This window comes from Planctomycetia bacterium, assembly GCA_015200345.1.
Taxonomy (GTDB): domain Bacteria; phylum Planctomycetota; class Phycisphaerae; order UBA1845; family UTPLA1; genus PLA3.
Map to the genome: position 1 here is coordinate 1,524,738 of CP054187.1, position 20,765 is coordinate 1,545,502.

Genomic DNA, 20,765 nt, shown 5'->3' on the forward strand with positions numbered 1-20,765 from the left:
CCGCCTCGCGGCGGGCGAATCGGCCTCATCTTCAAGAACCATACGGATAATGCCATGAATGTAACAGTGAAACGGGCGACGCTCTGGACCACGGAAAAGCCGAACACGCCGGGGACGCTGGCGACGGCGCTGGGGCCGCTGGCGGATCACGGGGTGGACCTGGGCCTGGTCATGGGTTACAGCACGCAGGACAAGTCGCGTGCGTCGGTGGAAGTCTCGCCGGTGGACGGTGCGGCGGCCAAACGCGCGGCGCGGCAGGCCGGTTTCACAAGATCGGGGTACCCGTGCGTGAGCGTCATAGGCGTGAACAAGCCGGGGCTGGGCCGCCACATCGCTGCAAGCCTCGCCGACGCGGGGATCAACATCAACTTCTTCGTGGCGCAGGTCGTCGACAAGCACTACGCCGGAATGTTCAGCTTCGAGGCGGAATCGGAAGCCGACCTGGCCGTGAAGATCATTCGTCAAGCCGTCGCACATTACACCGGCCGTGGTGCCGCGGCGAAGCAATCAGCGGGTTCGCGCCGAAAGACTGCGACCCGCAGCCTGTCGCGTAGCCGTTCCGCCGATCGCCGTCCGTCCAGAAAGGTTCGCTGACGATGCGCGCTGCAATCAGCTGCTTGGTCGTCTTGGGGATGAGTTTTCTTGGCGCGTGCGACAAGCCGGCTGACTCCACGTCCGGCGCGGGAAGCGCCACGCCGGCGGTCACCGGAATCAAAGCGCCCGCGACGCAGTCCTCTGTGCCGTTGAACGGCGCGCCGGCCGGATCGCCCTCGGCGGATAACGCGATGAGGTCATCCACGACGCAGCCGAACCTGCGCCGCGCCGAGACGCTCAAAGGCGCCTGGTGGGAGCTGGATGAGAATTCGTACGATTTCGGCACGGCCTGGTCGGGCCAGCTTCAATCGCACACCTTTCTGCTCAAGAACAACGGTCCGGAGCCGCTGGAAATTTATGAGATGAAACCGTCGTGTTTCTGCGTGACGACGGAGCGGCTCGCCGCGCGCGTGCTGCCCAATCGGGGCACATCGGTTCGGTTCCACGTCAACCTCGCCAATCGCGTCGGTCCGTTCCTGGAGAGCATGACGCTGGTCACGAACGACCCCCAGCAGCCCTACATCGTGATGGAGATGCGCGGTGACGTGCGGATGCCGGCGGTGCAGGAAGTGATTTACGATTCCTCGCTTCCGGGCGGAGGCGACGCGACCACGCTGGGTCCGGTGCGAGGCATGCTGGGCACGTTCGGGAAGCTCAAGCGCGGCGACGTGCCGCTGAAGCGCATCCTGCGGATTCGCAATACGTCGGGTCAGCCGTTGCACCTGTCGTTGCTGCCGATGTTCCCGGAGAAGTCGCGGTTCAGCGCCGCGTTGAAGGCGACGATCGAGGGCGAAGAATACGAACTCACCATTGACGGTCATCCGCCCTTTGACGAAGGGCGAACCGAGGCGATGATTTCGCTCCAGACGAACCTGCGCGATCTCGAACGGTTTTCAATACCCGTGTCGGTCGAAGTCGTGGGCCGCATCGAGGTGCGTCCCAATCTGATTGTCGTCAATCCCAACCGGGCGGCGGTCCTGGAGCGACGGATCACCATCCGCCATGACGGAAGTCAGCCGTTTGTCATTACAGGGCTGTTCGCGAGCGACGCAAGCTTTGATCTGCGGCTGCTTCCACAGGACCCGGCCAAGCCGAACGAATGGCGGGCCTTGCTGAAGCTGCCCGGACCGCAATGGGTCCCGCCGCCCTGGGGCGAGATCATCCGTTTTGAAACGACGGACGCCCAGCGACACACGATCGACATTCCCGTCGTTGTGGATCGGGACATTCCCCTGTCGCCACGGCCGGATTCCGTTCCGCTGGCCTGGCAGCCGGGGATGATGCCGCCGGCGCCGTAGATTCGATCGCGCGGTTCGCCCGGCCGGCTATTCGCGTCGTGCAAACGTCACAATCACGTCGGTGATCGGCTGTTCCCCGTTGAGGGGCACCGCGGCGATGGCATCAACGACGTCCATTCCCTCAACGACCCGCGCGAACACCGTAAAGCCGCCGTTCTGGTTGTCGAGGTTCGCGGAATTGTCGGCAAGGTTGACAAAGAACTGGCTCGTGGCAGAGTTGGGATCGCCGCCGAGCTTGGCCATGGCGACGGTGGCGCGCACGTTGCTGCGGCTGGGGCTGAACTCGTTCTGAATCGGCGGGCGCAGGCCGGCCGGCTGAACGTTGCCAGGCAGGAATCCGCCGCCCTGAACAACGAAGCCCGGCACGACGCGATGGAAGATCGTGCCATTGTAGAAGCCATCGGTGACGTATTGCAGGAAGTTCGCGGTCGTGATCGGGGCATCGTCCACGAGTTCAAACACCATATCGCCCAGCGTCGTGGAGAGGCGCACGCGATTGGCCGTGACGACCCGGAAGGCGTTGTCGAGCGTGTCGGACGAGGCGTCGGGGTTGATGACCCGAGCGCTGTAATCGCCGAGCGGCGCGCCGCGGAGGTCCACGTCAAACGTCAGCGTGGAAGAACCCTGAACGACGACGTTCGTGCCCTCGATGGTCGTGGCGTTACGCGTCAGCCGGACGATCGCGCCGTCGACGAAATTCTCGCCCGTGGCGATGATGCCGGTGACCGTCGTGCCCACCACGCCGAAGTCGGGATTGAGCGATCTCACGAAAACGTCCGTGCCGACGACATCGACCAGCCGGGTGGTGGACGACGATGCACCGACCTCATCGGTCACCGTGAGTCGCACGTTGTAATCGTTCGGTTCGGCGTAGGTATGGCTGATCGTCGCGCCTTCGCCGGTCTGACCGTCGGCAAAATCCCAGGCGAACCGGACGATGTTGCCGTCGCTGTCCGTGCTGCCGGTCGCATCGAAGTTAAAGCGCAGGGCGTTGTTCGGGTCTTGTGTGAAGGTAAAGACCGCCGTCGGCAACGCATTGATCAGCACGGTGCGCGTGACGTTCGACGCCGCGCCGCGATCATCGCGGACGGTGAGCCGCACGACGAATCGTCCGCTGCGTGGGAACTCATGCACGACGTTGCTGCCGACATCGGATGTGCCGTCGCCGAAATCCCACGCGAAGGATTCGATCACGCCGTCCGGGTCGCGGCTGGTGGACGCATTGAACCGGCGCGAAAGCGGCAGGAGATTGTCCTCGCTGTCACGCACGTCGGAAAAGACAAACGCCGCCGTCGGCGCGACGTTCGGCCCGCGGACTTCGACGGGAATCGAACCAGTCGCCAGGAACGCCGCAGGCGTCCCATTGATCGGATCGGCCGCGCTGAACAGATGCACGCGCACGTTGAAGACGCCGTTGCCGGTGTATTGGTGGCTCACGGTGCGACCCGTCGAGACGGTCATGTTGTTGAGCATGCCGCCGTCGCCGAAATCCCAGTTGATCCGATGGGTTTCGGGATAGGCGCGCAGATCGACCGTGAAGGTGCGCGTGAAGGTGTCGCCGTCGGGCACGTTCGGGATGATCGCCGGCGGGCCGCGGAAGTTCAGCAGGCTGCCGACCCCGCCGCAGCCGTCGGCCGTCATGCCGAGTGACAGTGCCAGGCCGCCCAGAAGACAGAGTACCATCGCACGCTTGGACATGATGTTCCCCATTCGACCGTTCGGTGGAACCGGTCGGCCTTCGTCAGCCCCTGTGCGAGAAAGGCGGTTGTTCATTGTATTCCGTCACCAGGGGTGCAGTCCGCTGCCGGGCGACGAAACGCAGCGGGACCTTCCGTCGAAGGAATTTCGGACGGTCCGGCAACGTGCTTGAGGTGCAAGTCCCCCAGGCACAGCCATTACGACATCGGCGGATGAGTTATCGGGCGAGGCGATACCCAGCCGTCGCGCAAGGCGTTCGTTTCGAGCCGGGCGAAGCCTGTCCGGTGCGGCGGGCCAACCGGGGGCGGGCCATTCGGGCAGGTAAGACAGATAACAACCAGATCAAGCCTCGGGGAGCAGGTCACTGCTGGGCGAAGCGTTGCACCCGGCGGTGCAATACCGTTCAACGGCGTGCGCGGAATCGGGTAAATCGAGACAGTCGGCGAGATCAAGCCAAGGACGCCGCGAGCAAGGCATTACCGCGCAACGAAGTGAATGAAAACGACCAGAAGTGAAATGGGTAGGGCCGGAATTGAACCGGCGACACACGGATTTTCAGTCCGTTGCTCTACCAACTGAGCTACCTACCCGCCTGCCGGGCAATCAGGCCAACGGCGATTACCCGCATGGCAGACTGGCGATTATGAATCGGGATTGAACGGGTTGCAAGAGAAGCCGCAACCGTGCCGCCTCGACACGCACCCGCTGGCTCGATTGCAGGCGATTTGGACGCTCCTCATCATACAGCAGATCGACCGATTACGACCGCGCGAACTTGGACGGATCGAGCGATCCCAACCCCTGGTCCCACGAAATCGTAAGACCACCCCGGCGGCCGGCCGATTTCTCGCGGCGCTTGGCCGCTTCCTTCTCTGCGGCGGCCTTGGCGGCGGCGCGCTCGGCAAGTTCCTCGGGGGTCGGCTCACGCGGCGGCGTCTTCATGGAAAGCGAGATCTTGTGGTTCGCCGGATCGACGCCGAGCACGCGGACCTCGACCTCCTGCCCCGGCTTGACCTTGTCGGTCACGGCCTTGACGCGCGTGTCCGACAGTTCCGAAATGTGAATCAGGCCGTCGATGCCGTCCTCCAGCGCGACAAACGCGCCGAACTCGGTGGTGCGGACAACTTTGCCGGTGACCTTCGAACCGGCCACGTATTTCTCGGCGGCCTTGGACCACGGATCATCGGTCACCGCCTTGAGGCTCAATCCGATCCGCTTCTTCTCGGCATCGACCGAGAGCACGCCCACTTCGACGATATCGCCCTCTTTCACGACTTCCTTCGGGTGGTGCACGCGGCGCGTCCAACTCAACTCGGCCAGCGGCAAGAGGCCGTCCACACCCGGCTCCAACTCAACAAACGCGCCGAAGTTCTGCAGCCGCACGACCCGGCCGGAAACCTTCGCGCCGACGGGGTATTTCTCCGTCACGCGCGTCCAGGGATCAGGCTGCGCCTGTTTGAGACTAAGCGAAACGCGATTCTTCTCCTTGTTCAGCTTGATGATCTTGACTTCAATCTCGTCGCCGACCTTTAGGACGTCTTCGGGCTTGTTGACGCGGCCCCAACTCATGTCGGTCACATGCAACAGGCCGTCGACCCCGCCGAGATCGACAAACGCGCCATACTCGGCGATGCCCTTCACCTTGCCGCGGCGAATCTGGCCGACCTCCAGCTCGCCCAGTGCCTTCTCGCGTAATTGCGCCTGCTCTTTCATGAGCCACTTGCGCCGGGAGAGAATGATATTCTCCTCACCGGGATCGTGCTTCGTCACCTCGGCCGAAACGGTCTTGCCGATCAACTCCGAGATGTCCTTCAGGAAGTGCACGTCGACCTGGCTCGCGGGGATGAACCCGCGCAGGCCTTCGATGTTGACCTCCAGACCGCCCTTGTTCATGCCGGTCACGACGCCGGTGACCACCGCGCCGGGCTTCATTTCGCGCAGAATCGCCGCCTGACGTGCCTTGCGCCGCGAGACGTTCAGCAAACCTGTGCGATCATCATTGCCAAGGACCGCGACCTCGATCGAATCGCCGACGGCGAAATTTTCATCCTTGCCAAACTCCGATTTGGGCATCGTGCCCAGGCTCTTGCCGCCGAAATCGATCAGCACGTCCTCCGACCCGATGTTGGCGATGCGACCTGACACGATCGTGTCGGTCGTCGGCTCACCCACGGCCAGTTGGTTGTTCACGTCGGCCGTGCGATCGGATTCCGTCAGCCCGGCCATGGCCTCTTCAAGGGCCGCATTGACCGACGGGTCATCGACGCCTGCGAGAGAGGCCACCAGTTCCGCTCCGGACAACTTCTGTCGAGGCGCCCCTCCCCCGCCGGAGGGTCGAACCGGCGCGGCGGCAGCGTCGGGCGCCGGCGGATTCGCCGGCGCGGCGGATGGTGAATTAGACGAGTGTGAATCGGCGGGTTGAGAAATGGGATCGGTCGAGTCCATGATCGGTTCAATCCACGCGCGGTCGACGGGCGGCCGCGCGAACGTTCGGCTGGGTAACAAGCAGTCACGCAGAGGCGATCATCGATCGAACCGCGCTCCCAGCCGTACGGAGCGCGTGGCGATTCGACGAACGTTCGTCGCAGCAATTCCATTTGCGTGCGGGACGAGACAGCAAGAAAACGGCGGGAATCTCCCTCCTGCCGATCAGACCATACGATACCGGAAGACGATGGCCAAGTCGACACCGCCGCCGGGTCGTCCACGTCCTTCATCGGTCAGAGAATGCCGTGTCGAGAACCCGATCCCGAAGCGCGTTTTTCGCCCCGCCGGTGGTTTCTTTTAACAAATCGGATTCCTTTCGGACTATCGCCGCAAGTGAGAAAAGGTCTGACCAATCGAAGCCGGCGCAGTCGCAGCAGCGCGATGTTGACGGGCGATGCTGCGACGAACGCAACAAGCCGTGAGAACAGGAAATGGACCGTTGTAGCAACAACGAAAGCACTCAAGGGATGGCTCGGCAGCCGATGTCCGCGCGCGGCGCAGACGGCGAGCGCGGTCGGTAAACGATACGGCTGGACGGTATCGGTGCGAGGCTTCTGAAAAATGATAGGCCGCACGATGGCGCGTTGTCATCGGCTTTATCGGCACCATGCGAAAAAAATGCGCGTGCGGGAATCAATGGACGAGATTCCGGCGCATTCGGCCGAAGTTAAGAGATATAATGGAGTGACTCCCGAGACGAAATCCCTAAGCTGGGGGAGACTGCCATGGCCTCTCACGATCTGCGACGTATCCTGGCCGGTTGGGATTACGAGCCCAATCAAATCACGGTGCGAAAGATCACCGGTGATGACGGCACGATCAAGATCCAGATGCGCCTGGACCTGGGCCTGCTCCAGATGGAGGTGCAGGGTCGGCCCGACGGGCTTCGTCCCCACGGATTCGAGTCCCTGCTGGACTATCACGAGAACCGCATCAACGAGCACATGAACAAGAACGGCACCGATCTGGGGCTGGAGCTGACGCCCGAGGAGTGCCAGGCGCTGCGTGAGGAATCCGTCCAGTACTACCATCGGTACCTCGCCGAGTTCGTCCTGGAGGATTTCGCCGGAGTGCAGCGCGACACAAGTCGCAATCTGCGCGTGCTCGATCTGTGCGCCAACTACGCCCGCGAAGAGAGCGATCGCGAAGTGCTTGAGCAGTATCGCCCCTACCTGATCATGATGAACACCCGCGCCGAGGTCCACCTCGCCCTGCGAAAAGGCTCCTTCAAGACGGCCTTGGCGCGCGTGAACGCGGGCTTGACCGCCATCAAGGATGTGATGACCGAGTCGGGCCAGGACGAGCGATGGGAAGACGCGACTGAAGTGTCAATTCTCATGGCGCTTCGCAGCGAAATCGCCGCGCGCCTGCCGGCCGACCCGATGCAGAAGCTCGAAGAAGAACTGCAACGCGCCGTGGATGAAGAGCGCTATGAAGACGCCATCGTGCTTCGCCAACGCATGCAAGCCATGCGCGAACAACAGTCCGGCGCCCCGGTCCGCCGGCGTCCCAAGAAGTAGCCAATCCCAATGGATTCGGCTCGCGGAATCACCCGTCGCGGCGCGCGCCAACGCAACCTCGCCCCACTTACGGCCCCACCACGCGGGCGATCAACGCCGGGCCATCCTGCTTCCCGAATGGAAAAATGTTCGGGTGCAGATTTGCCGTCTTGAAATCCTGGTCCGCCAACAACGTGCTCGCAGAACCGGTCGTGTCCATTAAATCCGTCACGTCCGACGTGTGGTTCAGCCCGAGCAGGTGCCCCGCTTCGTGTGCCGCGACGTTGCCGATCGCCGTGGCAATGCCGTCGGCGGTCGGCTGCACCGCGAACGCCTTGTCGAAATCATTGGTGAAAACAATCGCGTCGTCGCAGCGATCGACGTTTTCCTGATCGACATCCTGCGAGATTCCAAAGAGCGTGGCGCTGAACGCCCCAAACTCAATCGTGCTGAAGGGGCCCGCGGGCGGCGGGTCGTCGCTCGTGACGACCTGCACGGGCGTTCCCTCGAAGTTCTCCCGTACGACGTCAGCAATTTTCATCTTGATCGCGGCGGTCATGCCCGCGTAGTTCGCGTCGATGTCGGCGGCATTAAACGGCAGGACGGTGAAGTTCCCCTCGGGCAGCATGATCGAACCGCCGGCAAAGTTCAGAAGCAGAATCTGCGGCGGCGGCGTAGGGATCGGCTCACTGCGCAGAATCTCCACCGAGCCGGAATAGGCCTGCGTCACGTTGTTCGCCGCCGAGTTTGCCAGACAGAGAAACAGCTTGCCCGTCGCCTGTGTGACCACCGCGTCAATGATGGTTTGCAGACCCGCCGCGCCGCCCTGCCCGGAATAGTACGTGAACAGCACGCCGTCAAAATCCAGCACCGCCGTCTTGGGGCGCAGCGTGCCGACCGGCGGCTCCAGCGCGACGCGAACACGATCTCCCGGCTGAACCGGTCCCAGGTCGTACACATCGACCTTGCTCGGAGCGAGGCTCGAATTCAATGCGGCGAATCCGGCGTCGTCGAGGAGCAAGCGCGTCGCGGTACCGAGCGAACTACCGATCGGTCCGGGTGGAAGCGGCGTGTCCATGCTCCCGCCGCAGTTAAGGCCCGTGGCGCAAACGAGCATGGCAAGCGCGAGGAGCGCCGGCGCGAATCCGCGGGAGGCGAATACGCCGGTCGATTCGCGGTGAGGCGCGGGCACGGAAAGGTCAATGGCGTTATGGGAATTCACAAGGAGGTACTCACGGCGAAGGTTCTCCGGCGAGGGGTATTTGATCCTATGCGGACGGATCCCGCTTCGCGCGGCGCGGGGCACGTGGGTCCGACCCGGCTCCGCACCCGCGATTATACCGCCGGAATTCGCGGACGCGCGGGCGCGAAACCAGTTGCCAGCACCCCGGATCGGCCGTTATATTCGGCGGCAGATAAGGATAGTCGCGTCGCCCGAAACGATCGGATCCCGTACCGGGATCGGGCGACCCCGCCGAAAGGAGTCGGATCATGCCGCGTACGTTCATTCTGCTCTGCACAATGGCCCTCTCATCCATCGCGCTGACCGGCTGCAAAAAGCCCGACCAGCCGCTGCCGATCGGCAACATCGACAAGGATTATGACCGCCCGCTGCCGCCGGGCGCGTTCGCCTTGCGCAAGATCGACCCGTCGCAATACCCGCGGTTCGGCGATGCGTGGTACAAGGCCAAGGGCACGACCCTGCGCGACGCGGTGCAGAGCAGCATCAACTACCTCAAGAAGCCGTCGAGCAAGAAGTACTACCCGCTCGGACCGATCACGCATGAGAAAGCCATGGCGACGCTTCAGGCCTTCCTCGTGACGCTGGACCAATCCAACAGCCCCGAGGCGCTCGATGAAGCCATTCGTCGCGATTACGACGTGTACATGTCCATCGGCTGCGACGATGATGGCGCCGTGTTGTTCACCGGCTACTACTCGCCGATCTTCAACGGCAGCAAGGAGCAGACGGCGGAATACACCGTGCCGCTTTATCGTCTGCCGCCCGGCTTCACGAAGGACGTCGAGGGCAACCCACTCGGCGGGCCGTACAAAACCCGCGCTGAAATCGAAACCAGCCAGGAACTCATGGGCAATGAAATCGTCTGGCTCGGCGATCGTTTCGAGGCGTATGTCTTCACCGTGCAGGGGTCGGGTTTCATCCGCCTGCCCGATCAGTCGCTCTTTGAAATCGGCTACGCCGGCCACAACGGGCATGAGTACACACCCATCGGCCGCCAGATGGTCGCCGATGGAAAAATCGACAAATACAAACTTTCGCTCGATACCCTCATTCGTTACTTCAAGGAACACCCCGAAGACATCGACACCTATTTGCACCTCAACAAGCGATACGTTTTCTTTCAGGAATCCACGGGCGGGCCGTACGGCTGCCTCGCCGAGAAGGTTCGGCCCTATCACTCCATCGCCACCGACAAGGACATCTTCCCCCGCGCGGGCCTCGCGTTTGTTGACACGCGCATTCCCGACGAGCGCGACCACGGCACCAAGCGGCCGTTCCGCACGTTTGTGCTGGACCAGGACCGCGGCGCGGCGATCCGCGCTCCGGGCCGCTGCGACATCTACATGGGCGTCGGCGACGAAGCCGGCAAGATGGCGGGATTCACCTACAGCGAGGGGCGGTTGTATTACCTGTTCCTGAAAGACGGCGTGCAGCCGCCGGGGCAGATGGCGGGGCAACCGGGCGCGGCGGAATCGACGGAATCGACGGAATCGTCCGGGGCGACGATGACGTCATCGGGCGAATGATGAATCGCGTTCCACCCGCCCCGCTTCCTCCGCAATCGCCATGAACAGATTCTGCTCCGCCGCGGAATACTTCCGCCCGCGGCGGGCCACGACCTTCAGCGCCACGTCCAGCGCCTTGACCGGGTCATTTCGCGCCGCGCCGGCATCCGTCAGCCAGCTGAAACTCGGCACGAACTGCGGCGGCATGCGGCTTCCCAACACGTTGCAACCGTAGCCGAACACCGCGCCGGTCGGCAGCCGCGTGCCAATAGCGGTCTTGGTGTGATCCCCGATGAACGCACCGACAAACGTCTGCCCGGATTCAACCGGCACGCCGTTGATCGGCACGCGAACCGGGCCGTACGTATTCTTCAAATCGCTCCCCACCGTGTCCGCGCCGAGGTTCACCCACTCGCCGACGTACGAATGCCCGATGAACCCGTCGTGCTGCTTATTGGAATAGCCGTGAAAAATCGTGCCCTCAACCTCGCCGCCGATCTTGCACGCCTCGCCGATGCTGCACCCAGGCCGCACGGCCGCACCGGGATTAATAATACATTTGTCACCGATATAGCACGGCCCCACGATCACCGCGCCGGGCGAAACCGTCGCGTTCTCCCCGATGTAGATCGGTCCTTCCTCGGCATCCAGCACGGCGCCGGGCTTGATCGTTGTTCCACCGCCGACGTGAATTGCGTGCCCGCTCACGAGGTGCGCGCCGGCGTACACGCGACCCAGCACGTCGCACTGCCGCTGCGCCGCCTGCCGCACGATCTCGCCCGCGTTCTCCTGCACCGCCTGCCACGGCCAGTCGATCAGCCTCCAAATCTCGTCCGACATCGTCGCACCGGCCAGCCCGCCCAGCTTCTGCCGCAGGGCTACCGGATCGAGCAATACGTTTGGCGTCAACTGCGAACCCAGCGCCCGATTCACCCGCGCGGCCACCAGCACCTCCCCTTGCCACACAGCCGACATCGGAGGCAACGCGAACGCGGCTCGCAGCAACACGCGCCCGTTCACCCACAACTGATCGTCGCAGGTCGAGGGTTGATTCACGCGCCGCGGCTGCCGCTCGGCCATCACCGCCGCCAGCACCGGACGCACGAATACCGCATCGGCTGTTCGATTGACGGCCGTCTCGATCTTGGCCAGCAGGTTGTCGAAACCGATCCGGAGATTAAACGTCGCGCGGGAATAGACCAGCGGCAGCAGGTTGCGAAAGCCCGCGTCTTCAAACACGATCAAGGACATGGCCGAATCATCCCCTCCCCCGCGCGCTATTGCAACGACACGGGGTCTACGTCCACGACGACGCTCTGGATCGCACTGCGCAGCGCCCCCTCCGCCCGAAAGGCATCCATCGCCGCCAGCACCGCATCGCCGCCCGAAAATATCATCACGATCTCGTAGCGATACTGATCGCGCAGCCGGGCGATCGACGCCTCGCGCGCCGGCTGCACCGTCCCCCCGAGATTTCGCTTCGCCAGAATGGCCCGCAGCCGATCCGCCATCGCGATCGATTCCTTCGACAGTTTCGACGCCTGCCGGTCGGCCAGGACGATCCGCACCATCCGCGTCGCCGGCGGCAGATGATTGCGCCGACGGCTCGCCAGTTCCCGCTCGGCGAATGCTTCGTAGTCGCCGCGAACGGCGTGCTGCACGGACTCGTTGTCCTTGGCGAACGTCTGCACCACGACGTGCCCGCCGGCAAAGCCCCGCCCGCTGCGGCCTGCGACCTGCAACACAAGTTGAAACGTGCGTTCCTCGGCGCGAAAGTCATTCTGTGCCAGCGCCGTATCGGCGCTGACGACGCCGACAAACGACACGAACGGGAAATCCAGCCCCTTGGCGATCATCTGCGTGCCGACGAGCACGTCGAACTCGCGCCGCTCGAAGGCTGACAGCACCTCGGCGTAGTCCGCCGCGCGCTGCATCACGTCCGAGTCCATGCGCCGGACGCGGGTCGCCGGAAACTTCCGCGCCAGCTCCTCTTCAACACGCTGCGTCCCCAGGCCGAACCGCACCATTCTCCCGTCGCAATTGGACATCGGGCACTGCACCGGCGGATTCACACGATTGAGACAATAATGGCAATGCACCTGCCCCGTCGTCTGGTGAAACACCATTCGCACGCTGCACCGCGGGCACGTCGCGACGTAGCGGCACTTGGGGCAGTGCAGGTAACTCGCATAACCCCGGCGGTTCAGCAGGATCACCGCCTGTTGCCCCTGGTTCAGCGTCGCCGCCAGCCGGGCCTCCATCTCGCGCGAGAGCAGATGCACCCCGCCGCGCGCGTGATGCTCCTCGTGCATATCGACCAGATGCACCTGCGGCATCGGCAGATCGCCGACGCGGCGCGGCAGGCGCAGGAGTTTGTAGTGCGGGCGCGTCTTGAGATTCTGCCACGTCTCCAGCGACGGCGTCGCCGACCCCAGCACGCAGACGATCCCTTCCAGCGACGCGCGCCGCACCGCGACATCCCGCGCGTGATACCGCGGGCTGGCCTGGCTCTTGTAGCTCGGCTCGGCCTCCTCATCGACGACGATCAGCCCCAGGCTCGGACAGGGTGCGAACACCGCGCTGCGCGTGCCGATGACCACGTCCACTTCGCCGCGCGCGATCGCACTCCACGCGCGCGACCGCTCCACGTCGCTCAAGCCGCTGTGCAGCGTCGCCACGCGGTCGAACCGCGCCGCCAGCCGCACGATCGTCTGCGTCGTCAGCGCGATCTCCGGCACAAGAAAAATCGCCTGCCGCCCAGAGGCAATGACGCGCCGGATCGCCGTGACATAGACTTCTGTCTTACCGCTGCCGGTCACGCCGAACAGCACCTGCACGCTGAATCCGCCTCTTCCGATGGCCGATTCGATGGCATCCACGGCCGCCTGCTGATCCGCGTTCAGCGAAAAGTCCGGCTCGTGTCGCTCCACCACCGGCGCGGATGCTTCCAGCGGCTCACGTTCGACCTCGATCGTCACGCGCCCGCGCCGCGCCAGTGTTTGCACCGTCGCAGCGCTGCATGCCGCCGCCGTGCACAGGGCCGCGATCTCCATGCGCCCCCCCGCGTTTGCCAGCACGGATACGATGCGCGCCGTCTTCTCCGCAAAGCCGGACGGACGGCGCTTTTTCGCATGCGTCGCGCGTTCATCGTTCACCGGGCCGACGCACCCCGGCTTTGATTGATCGTTCGCTATCGTACTCTGTTGCGATTCTTCGCCCGAAGTACGTTTGCTCGTGCAATCGCCTCGTTGATCTGCTTTGTCGGGGTGCGCTTCCTCGTGCGCTGCGGTATCCACCCATTGAACGTAGCGCACCTTCCGAAAGCCCGCCTTGCGCCGCGCGGCTCGGGGCACCAGCAGATCCAGTGTGCGCCCCAGTGGCGCCGCGTAGTACCGTGACACCCATTGGCCGAGTTCGAGCAACCGCTCCGGGATCGGATCGCACGATTCATCCACCGAAAGAATCGGTCGCAACGACGTTTCCCACGCTCCTTCGGACACCGCGATGCAGATCGCGTCCGCCGGCACGCCGCTTCGCCCGAACGGAACGCGCACGCGTGCGCCAGGCTTCACCGCCGCCGCCAGTTCCGCCGGCACGCGATACGAATAAGGCTTGTCCACCGGGCGCAGCAGCGCGATCGTCGCGACCGGCCCGTGTTCGAGCGACGGCTTTTCCATCAGGGAGCCGGTGAATCGATCTCGCTTTCGAGATGACATGGCTCTCATGATACCGCCGCACCGGAGCGGGTTCCTGCCTGGCCGCAGGTGGCGACATTGCACGCTCTGCGCGCTCGCGTACAGTAACGGCATGGTCGAAGTGCATGAACTGACCAAGGACTTCCCCACGACCGAGGGCGGGTTGAAGCGCGTCGTCGACGGGGTCTCCTTCATCGTCCGGCCGGGGGAAATCTACGGCCTGCTCGGGCCGAACGGGGCTGGCAAGACCACCACGCTTCGCATGATCAGCGGCCTGCTCACGCCGACCGACGGCTGGGCCTCGCTGAACGGCCACAACGTGCGCCACGATCGCGAAGCCGCGAAGCGCGCGCTGGGCTATCTCACCGCCAGCACGGGCTTGTACCAGCGTTTGACGCCGCGCGAGTTTCTGCGCTACTTCGGCGAGTTGCTCGGTATGACTCCCGCCGCCATCGACCGCCGCATCGCCGCCCTGTTCGACTGGCTCGACATGCACAGCTTCGCCGATCTGCGCTGCGGCGGACTCTCCACCGGCCAGAAGCAACGCACCAACATCGCCCGCGCTCTGCTGGGCGATCCGCCCGTGCTCATCCTGGACGAGCCGACGCTTGGGTTGGACGTGCTCACCAATCGCATCGTGCTCGACTTCGTCCGCGCCGAGGCGACCGCCGGCAAGGCGATCATTCTCTCCACGCATTACCTCGACGAGGCGGAGACGCTCTGCCATCGCTTCGGCCTGCTGCACGAGGGGCGGATCGTCGGCGAGGGCGATCTTGCGGCGCTGCGGCAGCGCGCCGGTCGCCAGCGGCTGTCGGAGATCTTTCTGCACCTCTGCGGCCATTCCGAGCACGTGCTGGCGATGAGCGGCGCGACGGCAACTCGTCTGCGCGGGGGAAAGTGAGACACGATGACGTCACGCTTCCGCCGCGTCTGGGTTGTCTTTCGCAAGGAACTGCTCGACACGCTGCGCGACCGTCGCACGCTGGTGGCGATGATCGTCGTGCCGATCGTGCTCTACCCGATCCTGATGCTCGTGATGGTGCAGGCGCTCCGCATGGAGGCCGGACGGCGACAAGTGGAGCTGTACACCGTCGCCGTGCCCGACGAGGCGCATCGCGCGTGGTTGTACGGCGTCCTTCATCGCGACGATGCCGAACGCGAAATCGGCGGCGCTGAATTGAAGTCGACTCCGGCGCAACACCCGGATCAATCGCCCGGGCAGACGCCGCCCGATGCCGGGCTGTCGACCACGCTGACCGCCGATCAGTTTGAGATCACCGTCGCCGGCGATCAGTCGCTCTGGAATCTTGTCACGCGGCAATCGCACCAACTGGGGCTGATCGTCGAACCGCCGCCCAACGCGACCCATTGGGCCGACGCCACCAATCGCGCGGCGCAATTCATCTACAACGAGACCGATCCGCGCAGCGAGTTCGTCTTCAATTACCTCGCGCGCGTTCTCGACCGCGAGGCCCAGCGCGTGATTCGCGCGCGGGTCATCCGCGCGGCCGGCAGCGATCAACTCTTGCAGCCGTTCACCACCGCAGCCCTTTCCACCGCCAGCCCGCAGCAGCGGTTCGCGAAGATCCTCGCGATGGTGGTCCCCTTCCTGCTCGTCATCATGTCCGTCACCGGGGCGATGTATCCCGCGATCGACCTGACGGCCGGTGAGCGCGAACGCGGCACGCTCGAAACACTCGCCGCGTCGCCGGTTCCCATCGGTCAAATCGTCGCCGGGAAGTTCGGCGTCATCGTCACCATCGCCATGGTCAGCACGGCGCTCAATCTCGCTTCCATGTCGGCCGTCATTCATTTCGCCGGACTGGAGCAACTGCTTGATCTGAAGTCCCGCCGAGCCGCGCCGCCAACCGCCGCATCGTCGGCGTCCACCGCCGACGGGGAGAATAACGTCGTCACGACGCACTCGCCGCCACGTGCGCCGGGTGACACCGCGCGATCGACGGCGCTGCGTCAACACGACTATCTCACGATGCGGCAAAACCTCGAAGCCGACGCCCGCAAGCAGACAAGCTTTCTCGTGCTCGCCGCACCGCTCGTCATGCTGGCCATGATCCCCTTCGCCGTGCTCTTCAGCGCCGTCATGCTCGCGACGTGCAGTTTCGCGCGCACCTTCAAGGAAGCGCAAAACTACATGATGCCCGTCATGATGGCCGCGATCATCCCAGCGATGGTCGTCAGTTACATGCCGACCCTCAAGCTCGAAGGCACGTTGCTCGTCGTTCCCGTCGCGAACGTCGTCGTGCTCATTCGCGATCTCTTTCTCGGTCAGACAAACGGCACGGCCGCCGCGATCTGCCTGCTGTCCACGAGTTTCTACGCCGCCGCCGCCGTCGCTACCGCGGCGAAACTCTACGGGCACGAAGCCGTGCTCTTTTCCGATGTCGCGGGTTACAAGACGCTGCTGCGCCGGCGATTTATCCTGCCGCGACCTCGGCCCGGACCCGCCATGGCCCTGCTCACGGTCGCCCTCGCGTTCCCCGTCTACTTCTATTGGCAATCCGCATCGATCACAGTTGACAGTACGGCCGACAGACTCCGCAGCGCCGTCGCACTGGGCCAGATTCTGATCCTCGCGGCACCGCCGCTCTTGCTCGCCTGGTATGCCAGGCTCGACTGGCGCGAGACGTTTTCACTGCGCGCGCCGGCCTTGCTTCCAACGCTTGGCGCGCTGCTCATTGCCGCGTCCATCGTCCCCGTCGGCCAATTGCTGCAACAAATTCAGGGCTGGGCCGTCCCCGGTCTGCGCCCCAGCGGTGAACTATTCCGCAAACAGGCCGAACTAATGCTTGATGGATCACTCGCCGCCATTCTGATCGCGTTCGCGCTCATCCCGGCCATCTGCGAGGAGATTCTGTTTCGTGGATTCCTGCTCGGCGGACTAAAAGGCCGTGCCCGGCCGGTCGTCGTTGCGATGATCGTCGGACTCGCGTTCGGTCTGTTTCACATCTACGCAGAGAAAATTCCGCTGACGACCGTGCTTGGGGTTGTCCTCTCGCTCGTGTGCCTGTATTCCGGCAGCATCTTCCCCGCCATGCTCATTCACGTCGCCAACAACGGATTGGCCCTGCTCGCCGCTCGGCCGGAAGGCGCGCGCCTCGTGGGGTGGTTCGGCTTGGTTGATGCTTCGGCGGCGGGCGAGATCGTGTTCAACGCCCGCGCCGCGATGTTCCTCGCGGCGTTTCTGGTGGGGATGTTGTTCGTCGTCGCAGGTCGTCGTGGTGAAGGACAACTCGCCCATAGCGATTAGCGAACAAACGCCGCGCGCACGTGTAGTCGTCATACAACAGCAGATCACGCAAGCGATTGAACAAGACCAGGGCACTCTCTCGGGCGCTTCGATTGCTTGCGCGATAAGCTCCTTTTCGCTATCCGCTACTCACATTCCCCCTTCCGCCTTGTCGCGCCCGGCCTCATTCGGCACAATATGCTGAATCCCGGAGAGACGCTTCCCCATGAAAGCCGCCCGCTATCACCAGACCGGCAAGCCCGATGTCATCCGCTACGAAGACGTGCCCGACCCCGTGCCGCAGCCGGGCGAGGTGCTGCTCAAGGTTCGCGCCGCCGCGCTCAACCGGCTCGACGTCTTCCTTCGCAGCGGCGCGACCTCGATGCCCGGCTTCACCCTGCCGCACATCGGCGGATTCGACTTCGCCGGTGAAGTTGCCGCCGTCGGCCCCGGCGTCGATCCAAGGCGCATCGGCGAATCCTGCGTCGTCAATGCTCGCGTCACCGGCCCCGCGGCGCGCGGCCGGCTCGACATCCTCGGCATCGCCCGGCCCGGCGGATTCGCGCAATTTGTCTGTGTTCCCGCGCACTGCCTCGCCCCCAAACCCGCGAACTACTCGTGGGAAGAATCCGCCGCGTTCGGCTGCGTCTATCTCACTGCGTGGTACGGCCTCATCCTTCAGGCAGCCCTCAAACCCGGCGAGACCGTTCTTGTTCACGCGGGCGGCAGCGGCGCGGGCACCGCCGCCATCCAGGTCGCCAAGTCCGCCGGCGCGACGGTCATCACCACCGCCGGAACCGACGAAAAGTGCGCCAAGGCGCGCGAGCTGCTCAAGGCCGATCATGCGATCAATTACAAATCGCAAAATGTCGCGAAAACCGTGCGCGATCTCACCGGCGGGCGCGGCGTCGACGTTGTGTTCGATCCCGTCTGGGGTGAAACCGCCGAATCCACGATGGAGTGCATCGCCCTGCGCGGCCGCTGGATCGTGCTCGGCATGGTCGGTGGTCAGATGGGGCGGATCGAAGCAGCGAAGCTGCTCTTCCGCGAGGTGACGATTCGCGGCATCGTGGAGTTCTATTCCGACGAATCGCAGATCGCCGGCGCGTGGAACCTGGCGCATCGGGGTCTCGTGCGGCCGATCATCAGCAAGGTCTGGCCGCTCGCTGATCTGGCGCAGGCACACGCCCAGATGGAGAGCGGCGACGTGTTCGGCAAACTCGTCGTGACGCCGTGACGCGCGCGGTGGAAGGTCCATCACACGACTCCGCTCCAGATGCGATGCTCAATAAAAAGCCCCGGGCAATTGCCCGGGGCTTTGGGTTGAAAAAACACTCGTTCTTCGCCGTTTCAAGTTCAATCGGACGTCATCGATAGATGTGCGTGCTCTCGCTCTCTTCGACAGGCGTCTGCAACTGGTCGCTCGTCATGTTGCAGCGGAATCGCACGTCGCCGCCTTCCAGGCCGCGCACCTTCACGCGATACACCGCCTGGCCCTTCTCCGCCAGTCGCGGCAGCGGAGCGAAGCGAATCTCCTGCCCGCCGACCGTGTGATTGACCGGACCGCTCGCGCTGATGAACTCCAGCTCCGGCGGCAATGTCACGTTGATGACTACATTCGTGCCTTCGGCTGTGCCCTGGTTCGTCGCGTAGATTTCATACGTCGTCTCGGCGCCGACCTCGATCGGATCTTCCAGGTCCACGACTTCCAGCAGCATCGCCGGCACGCCTTCGGCCTTCGTCGTCGCCGACGCCACAGCTTCGGCACAATAGCTCTTCGCTTCGACCGTGTTCGTGTACGTGCCCTTCTCGGTCGGCTTGAGCGTCACGGTCACGCTCTTGCTCTCGCCGGGGTTCAGATCGCCCAGCCGCCAGACCACGCGGCCGCCTTTCAGCGTGCCGCCGTCGGTCGACTCGACAAACTGCGTCCCGCCGGGAACCTCGTCGGTCAGCACGGTATCCACCGCCGTCGCGTTGCCGCGATTGGCGACCGTGATCTCGTACTTCGCCGGCCGGCCGATGTACCGCGTGCCGGGGCCGGTTTTGGTGATCTCCAGTTCAGGCTTGAGGACGACCGTCTTCGTGGACGCCTCGGCGTTCAACCCGCCGTCTTCCGTCGCAGTGGCCTGATTGGTGAACTCACCGATCGTGGACGACTTCAGCGTCGCCGCGTACTCCCGCGATTCGCCCGCCGCCAGATCCCCGACTGCATAAGTCAGGCTGCGCTGGCCGTCGATCGTCATCCAGCCGTCGGGCAGGGTATCGGTGATGCGCACGTTCTTCGCCGCGCCGCTGCCCGTGTTGCTCACGCGCAGTTTGACGGGAATCGTATCGCACAGCATGACCGTGTCCGGTGCGGTCTTGACCAGTTGCAGCGACGGCTCGACGACGCGCGTCGCCGAGCAGATCGACGTGTTGAACGTGACCGTCGCGCAGCCGCGCAGATCGCCGACCTGCTTTGCCGTGCCGGTGACGACCAGCGTCCTGGTCTCGCGCGCCGCCAGCGTGCCGATCGCCCACGAGAAGCCGTCCTCGATCTTGTCCACCTTCGGTTCCGTCGAGCGAACCTCCATGCCCTCGGGCGGGTGCTCATAGAGCATCACGTCGGTCAGCCCGCAGCCGGTCGTGTTCGTCACTTTCAATTCATACGTCATGCCGTTGCCGAGCCGCACTTCCGCAGGAGTCACGCGCTCGAGAATCACAGCCGCCGCGGCGCGATTGCCCGGCGGGAAGAACTGCCTCGTCGTGCCGTAGGTCTCCTTCACGCCCGCCGACTTCGCCGGCATGCGCGACGACGGCGACGCCTTGGGCGCCGGGCTTTCGACATGCGTCGGTCTCGGCGCGGAATGGGCCAGCGTGGTTCGCGGCCGCTCGTCCTGCGAGGAGCCGCTGCCCTTCATGTGCGCCTCCGGCGTCGACGACGATGATCGAATGGTCATCATCTCGTCGTCCGCAGCCCGGCGCGGCTGCATGTGCCCATCTTCGCGTTCGGCGACGCGCGCCTTGGCGGCGCGGCGCTTTTCGATTTCGGTGCGCGGATTGTGAGGGGTGCCCTGATACGTTCGATCCACGCGCGGCGGGTTGCTGGTGTGATCATTTGTCGGTGCCGGCTCGGGCAACGGCTCCATTTCCTCGTCCGGCTCGGTGCCGTCACGAAAGCCCGCTGGGACAATTCTCGCGCGCGACTGGGCGATGGCGGGCTGAACGGATGTAGCCAATCTCGGCTCATGCGAAGTCTTCGCGGAATCGGATCGCGAAGCCATCGTTTCGGGGGTCGTCAGCGACTCCGTCATCGCCTCGCCATGCCAGGCCTCGGTCGCGTCCGTTGAAGGGCGCTCCGGCGTCCGGAAGAAACCGCCCGTGCTCGGTACCTTGATGCCGCCGGAGGCGATCACATACGCCGCCGAAACGATCATCGTTCCGCCCATCAGCCCCAGGATCAGTTCGGCCATCCGTTGCCACTTCATGCTCATGCTCCTTGCAGACTCATCGCCGCTTC

General features: G+C 64.2%; 13 protein-coding genes and 1 tRNA gene. 7 read left to right on the forward strand and 7 right to left on the reverse strand.

Annotated features, from left to right (window positions below; translation table 11 throughout):
* Window positions 1-54 precede the first annotated feature (54 nt).
* The gene (locus HRU71_06390; protein ID QOJ03136.1) at window positions 55-594 is read left to right on the forward strand and encodes a hypothetical protein; all 540 of its coding nucleotides are present in this window, start codon (window positions 55-57) and stop codon (window positions 592-594) included.
* A gap of 2 nt (window positions 595-596) precedes the next feature.
* Complete coding sequence (locus HRU71_06395) at window positions 597-1,892, forward strand: DUF1573 domain-containing protein (GenBank protein QOJ03137.1); 1,296 nt, start codon at window positions 597-599, stop codon at window positions 1,890-1,892.
* Window positions 1,893-1,919: 27 nt separating this feature from the next.
* Here the strand turns inward: HRU71_06395 and HRU71_06400 are convergent, their stop codons facing one another.
* The 3 genes from HRU71_06400 to HRU71_06410 form a co-directional block, all read right to left on the reverse strand.
* A complete protein-coding gene (locus HRU71_06400) occupies window positions 1,920-3,590 on the reverse strand; it encodes a peptidylprolyl isomerase (GenBank protein QOJ03138.1) in 1,671 nt (556 codons plus the stop codon).
* A gap of 517 nt (window positions 3,591-4,107) precedes the next feature.
* Window positions 4,108-4,180 (reverse strand) — tRNA-Phe (locus tag HRU71_06405).
* Window positions 4,181-4,349: 169 nt separating this feature from the next.
* Window positions 4,350-5,873 carry a S1 RNA-binding domain-containing protein gene (locus tag HRU71_06410; GenBank protein ID QOJ03139.1) on the reverse strand — a complete coding sequence of 508 codons (1,524 nt, stop codon included), beginning with the start codon at window positions 5,871-5,873 and terminating at the stop codon, window positions 4,350-4,352.
* A 929-nt stretch (window positions 5,874-6,802) separates the two neighbouring features.
* Between HRU71_06410 and HRU71_06415 the strand changes: the two genes are divergently transcribed.
* Entirely contained in the window at window positions 6,803-7,597 is a 795-nt protein-coding gene (locus HRU71_06415; GenBank protein QOJ03140.1) for a UvrB/UvrC motif-containing protein, read from the forward strand.
* A 67-nt stretch (window positions 7,598-7,664) separates the two neighbouring features.
* Here HRU71_06415 and HRU71_06420 read toward each other — a convergent pair whose 3' ends face one another.
* A complete protein-coding gene (locus HRU71_06420; GenBank protein ID QOJ03141.1) occupies window positions 7,665-8,654 on the reverse strand; it encodes a matrixin family metalloprotease in 990 nt (329 codons plus the stop codon).
* Between the two features lie 413 nt (window positions 8,655-9,067).
* Here HRU71_06420 and HRU71_06425 point away from each other — a divergent pair, with 413 nt between their 5' ends.
* Complete coding sequence (locus HRU71_06425) at window positions 9,068-10,345, forward strand: MltA domain-containing protein (GenBank protein ID QOJ03142.1); 1,278 nt, start codon at window positions 9,068-9,070, stop codon at window positions 10,343-10,345.
* Here the strand turns inward: HRU71_06425 and HRU71_06430 are convergent.
* Together HRU71_06430 and priA are read right to left on the reverse strand one after the other, a co-directional pair.
* Entirely contained in the window at window positions 10,331-11,575 is a 1,245-nt protein-coding gene (locus HRU71_06430; protein ID QOJ03143.1) for a hypothetical protein, read from the reverse strand. The two genes, HRU71_06425 and HRU71_06430, sit on opposite strands and share 15 nt — an antisense overlap.
* A gap of 26 nt (window positions 11,576-11,601) precedes the next feature.
* Window positions 11,602-14,040 (reverse strand): primosomal protein N', encoded by a 2,439-nt coding sequence (gene priA / locus HRU71_06435; GenBank protein ID QOJ03144.1) that lies wholly within the window; start codon window positions 14,038-14,040, stop codon window positions 11,602-11,604.
* 91 nt (window positions 14,041-14,131) lie between these two features.
* Here priA and HRU71_06440 point away from each other — a divergent pair, with 91 nt between their 5' ends.
* From HRU71_06440 to HRU71_06450, 3 genes are all read left to right on the forward strand, one after another.
* Complete coding sequence (locus tag HRU71_06440) at window positions 14,132-14,920, forward strand: ABC transporter ATP-binding protein (GenBank protein ID QOJ04938.1); 789 nt, start codon at window positions 14,132-14,134, stop codon at window positions 14,918-14,920.
* Between the two features lie 6 nt (window positions 14,921-14,926).
* Complete coding sequence (locus HRU71_06445; GenBank protein ID QOJ03145.1) at window positions 14,927-17,287, forward strand: CPBP family intramembrane metalloprotease; 2,361 nt, start codon at window positions 14,927-14,929, stop codon at window positions 17,285-17,287.
* Between the two features lie 205 nt (window positions 17,288-17,492).
* Window positions 17,493-18,503, forward strand: coding sequence for a zinc-binding dehydrogenase (locus tag HRU71_06450; protein QOJ03146.1), 1,011 nt, complete (start codon window positions 17,493-17,495; stop codon window positions 18,501-18,503).
* 130 nt (window positions 18,504-18,633) lie between these two features.
* On the opposite strand, the gene HRU71_06455 is transcribed toward HRU71_06450, so the two are convergent.
* On the reverse strand, window positions 18,634-20,733 hold the full coding sequence (locus HRU71_06455; protein ID QOJ03147.1) for a DUF11 domain-containing protein: 2,100 nt from the start codon (window positions 20,731-20,733) through the stop codon (window positions 18,634-18,636).
* Between the last annotated feature and the right edge of the window lie 32 nt (window positions 20,734-20,765).

Excerpts from the sequence above, each read along its gene's own strand:
- HRU71_06400 (QOJ03138.1), bottom strand. The coding sequence starts at position 3,590 with ATGTCCAAGCGTGCGATGGTACTCTGTCTTCTGGGCGGCCTGGCACTG.
- HRU71_06430 (QOJ03143.1), bottom strand. The coding sequence starts at position 11,575 with ATGTCCTTGATCGTGTTTGAAGACGCGGGCTTTCGCAACCTGCTGCCG.
- HRU71_06390 (QOJ03136.1), top strand. The coding sequence starts at position 55 with ATGAATGTAACAGTGAAACGGGCGACGCTCTGGACCACGGAAAAGCCG.
- HRU71_06420 (QOJ03141.1), bottom strand. The coding sequence starts at position 8,654 with ATGGACACGCCGCTTCCACCCGGACCGATCGGTAGTTCGCTCGGTACC.
- HRU71_06440 (QOJ04938.1), top strand. The coding sequence starts at position 14,132 with ATGGTCGAAGTGCATGAACTGACCAAGGACTTCCCCACGACCGAGGGC.
- priA (QOJ03144.1), bottom strand. The coding sequence starts at position 14,040 with ATGTCATCTCGAAAGCGAGATCGATTCACCGGCTCCCTGATGGAAAAG.
- HRU71_06415 (QOJ03140.1), top strand. The coding sequence starts at position 6,803 with ATGGCCTCTCACGATCTGCGACGTATCCTGGCCGGTTGGGATTACGAG.
- HRU71_06450 (QOJ03146.1), top strand. The coding sequence starts at position 17,493 with ATGAAAGCCGCCCGCTATCACCAGACCGGCAAGCCCGATGTCATCCGC.
- HRU71_06445 (QOJ03145.1), top strand. The coding sequence starts at position 14,927 with ATGACGTCACGCTTCCGCCGCGTCTGGGTTGTCTTTCGCAAGGAACTG.
- HRU71_06455 (QOJ03147.1), bottom strand. The coding sequence starts at position 20,733 with ATGAAGTGGCAACGGATGGCCGAACTGATCCTGGGGCTGATGGGCGGA.
- HRU71_06425 (QOJ03142.1), top strand. The coding sequence starts at position 9,068 with ATGCCGCGTACGTTCATTCTGCTCTGCACAATGGCCCTCTCATCCATC.
- HRU71_06395 (QOJ03137.1), top strand. The coding sequence starts at position 597 with ATGCGCGCTGCAATCAGCTGCTTGGTCGTCTTGGGGATGAGTTTTCTT.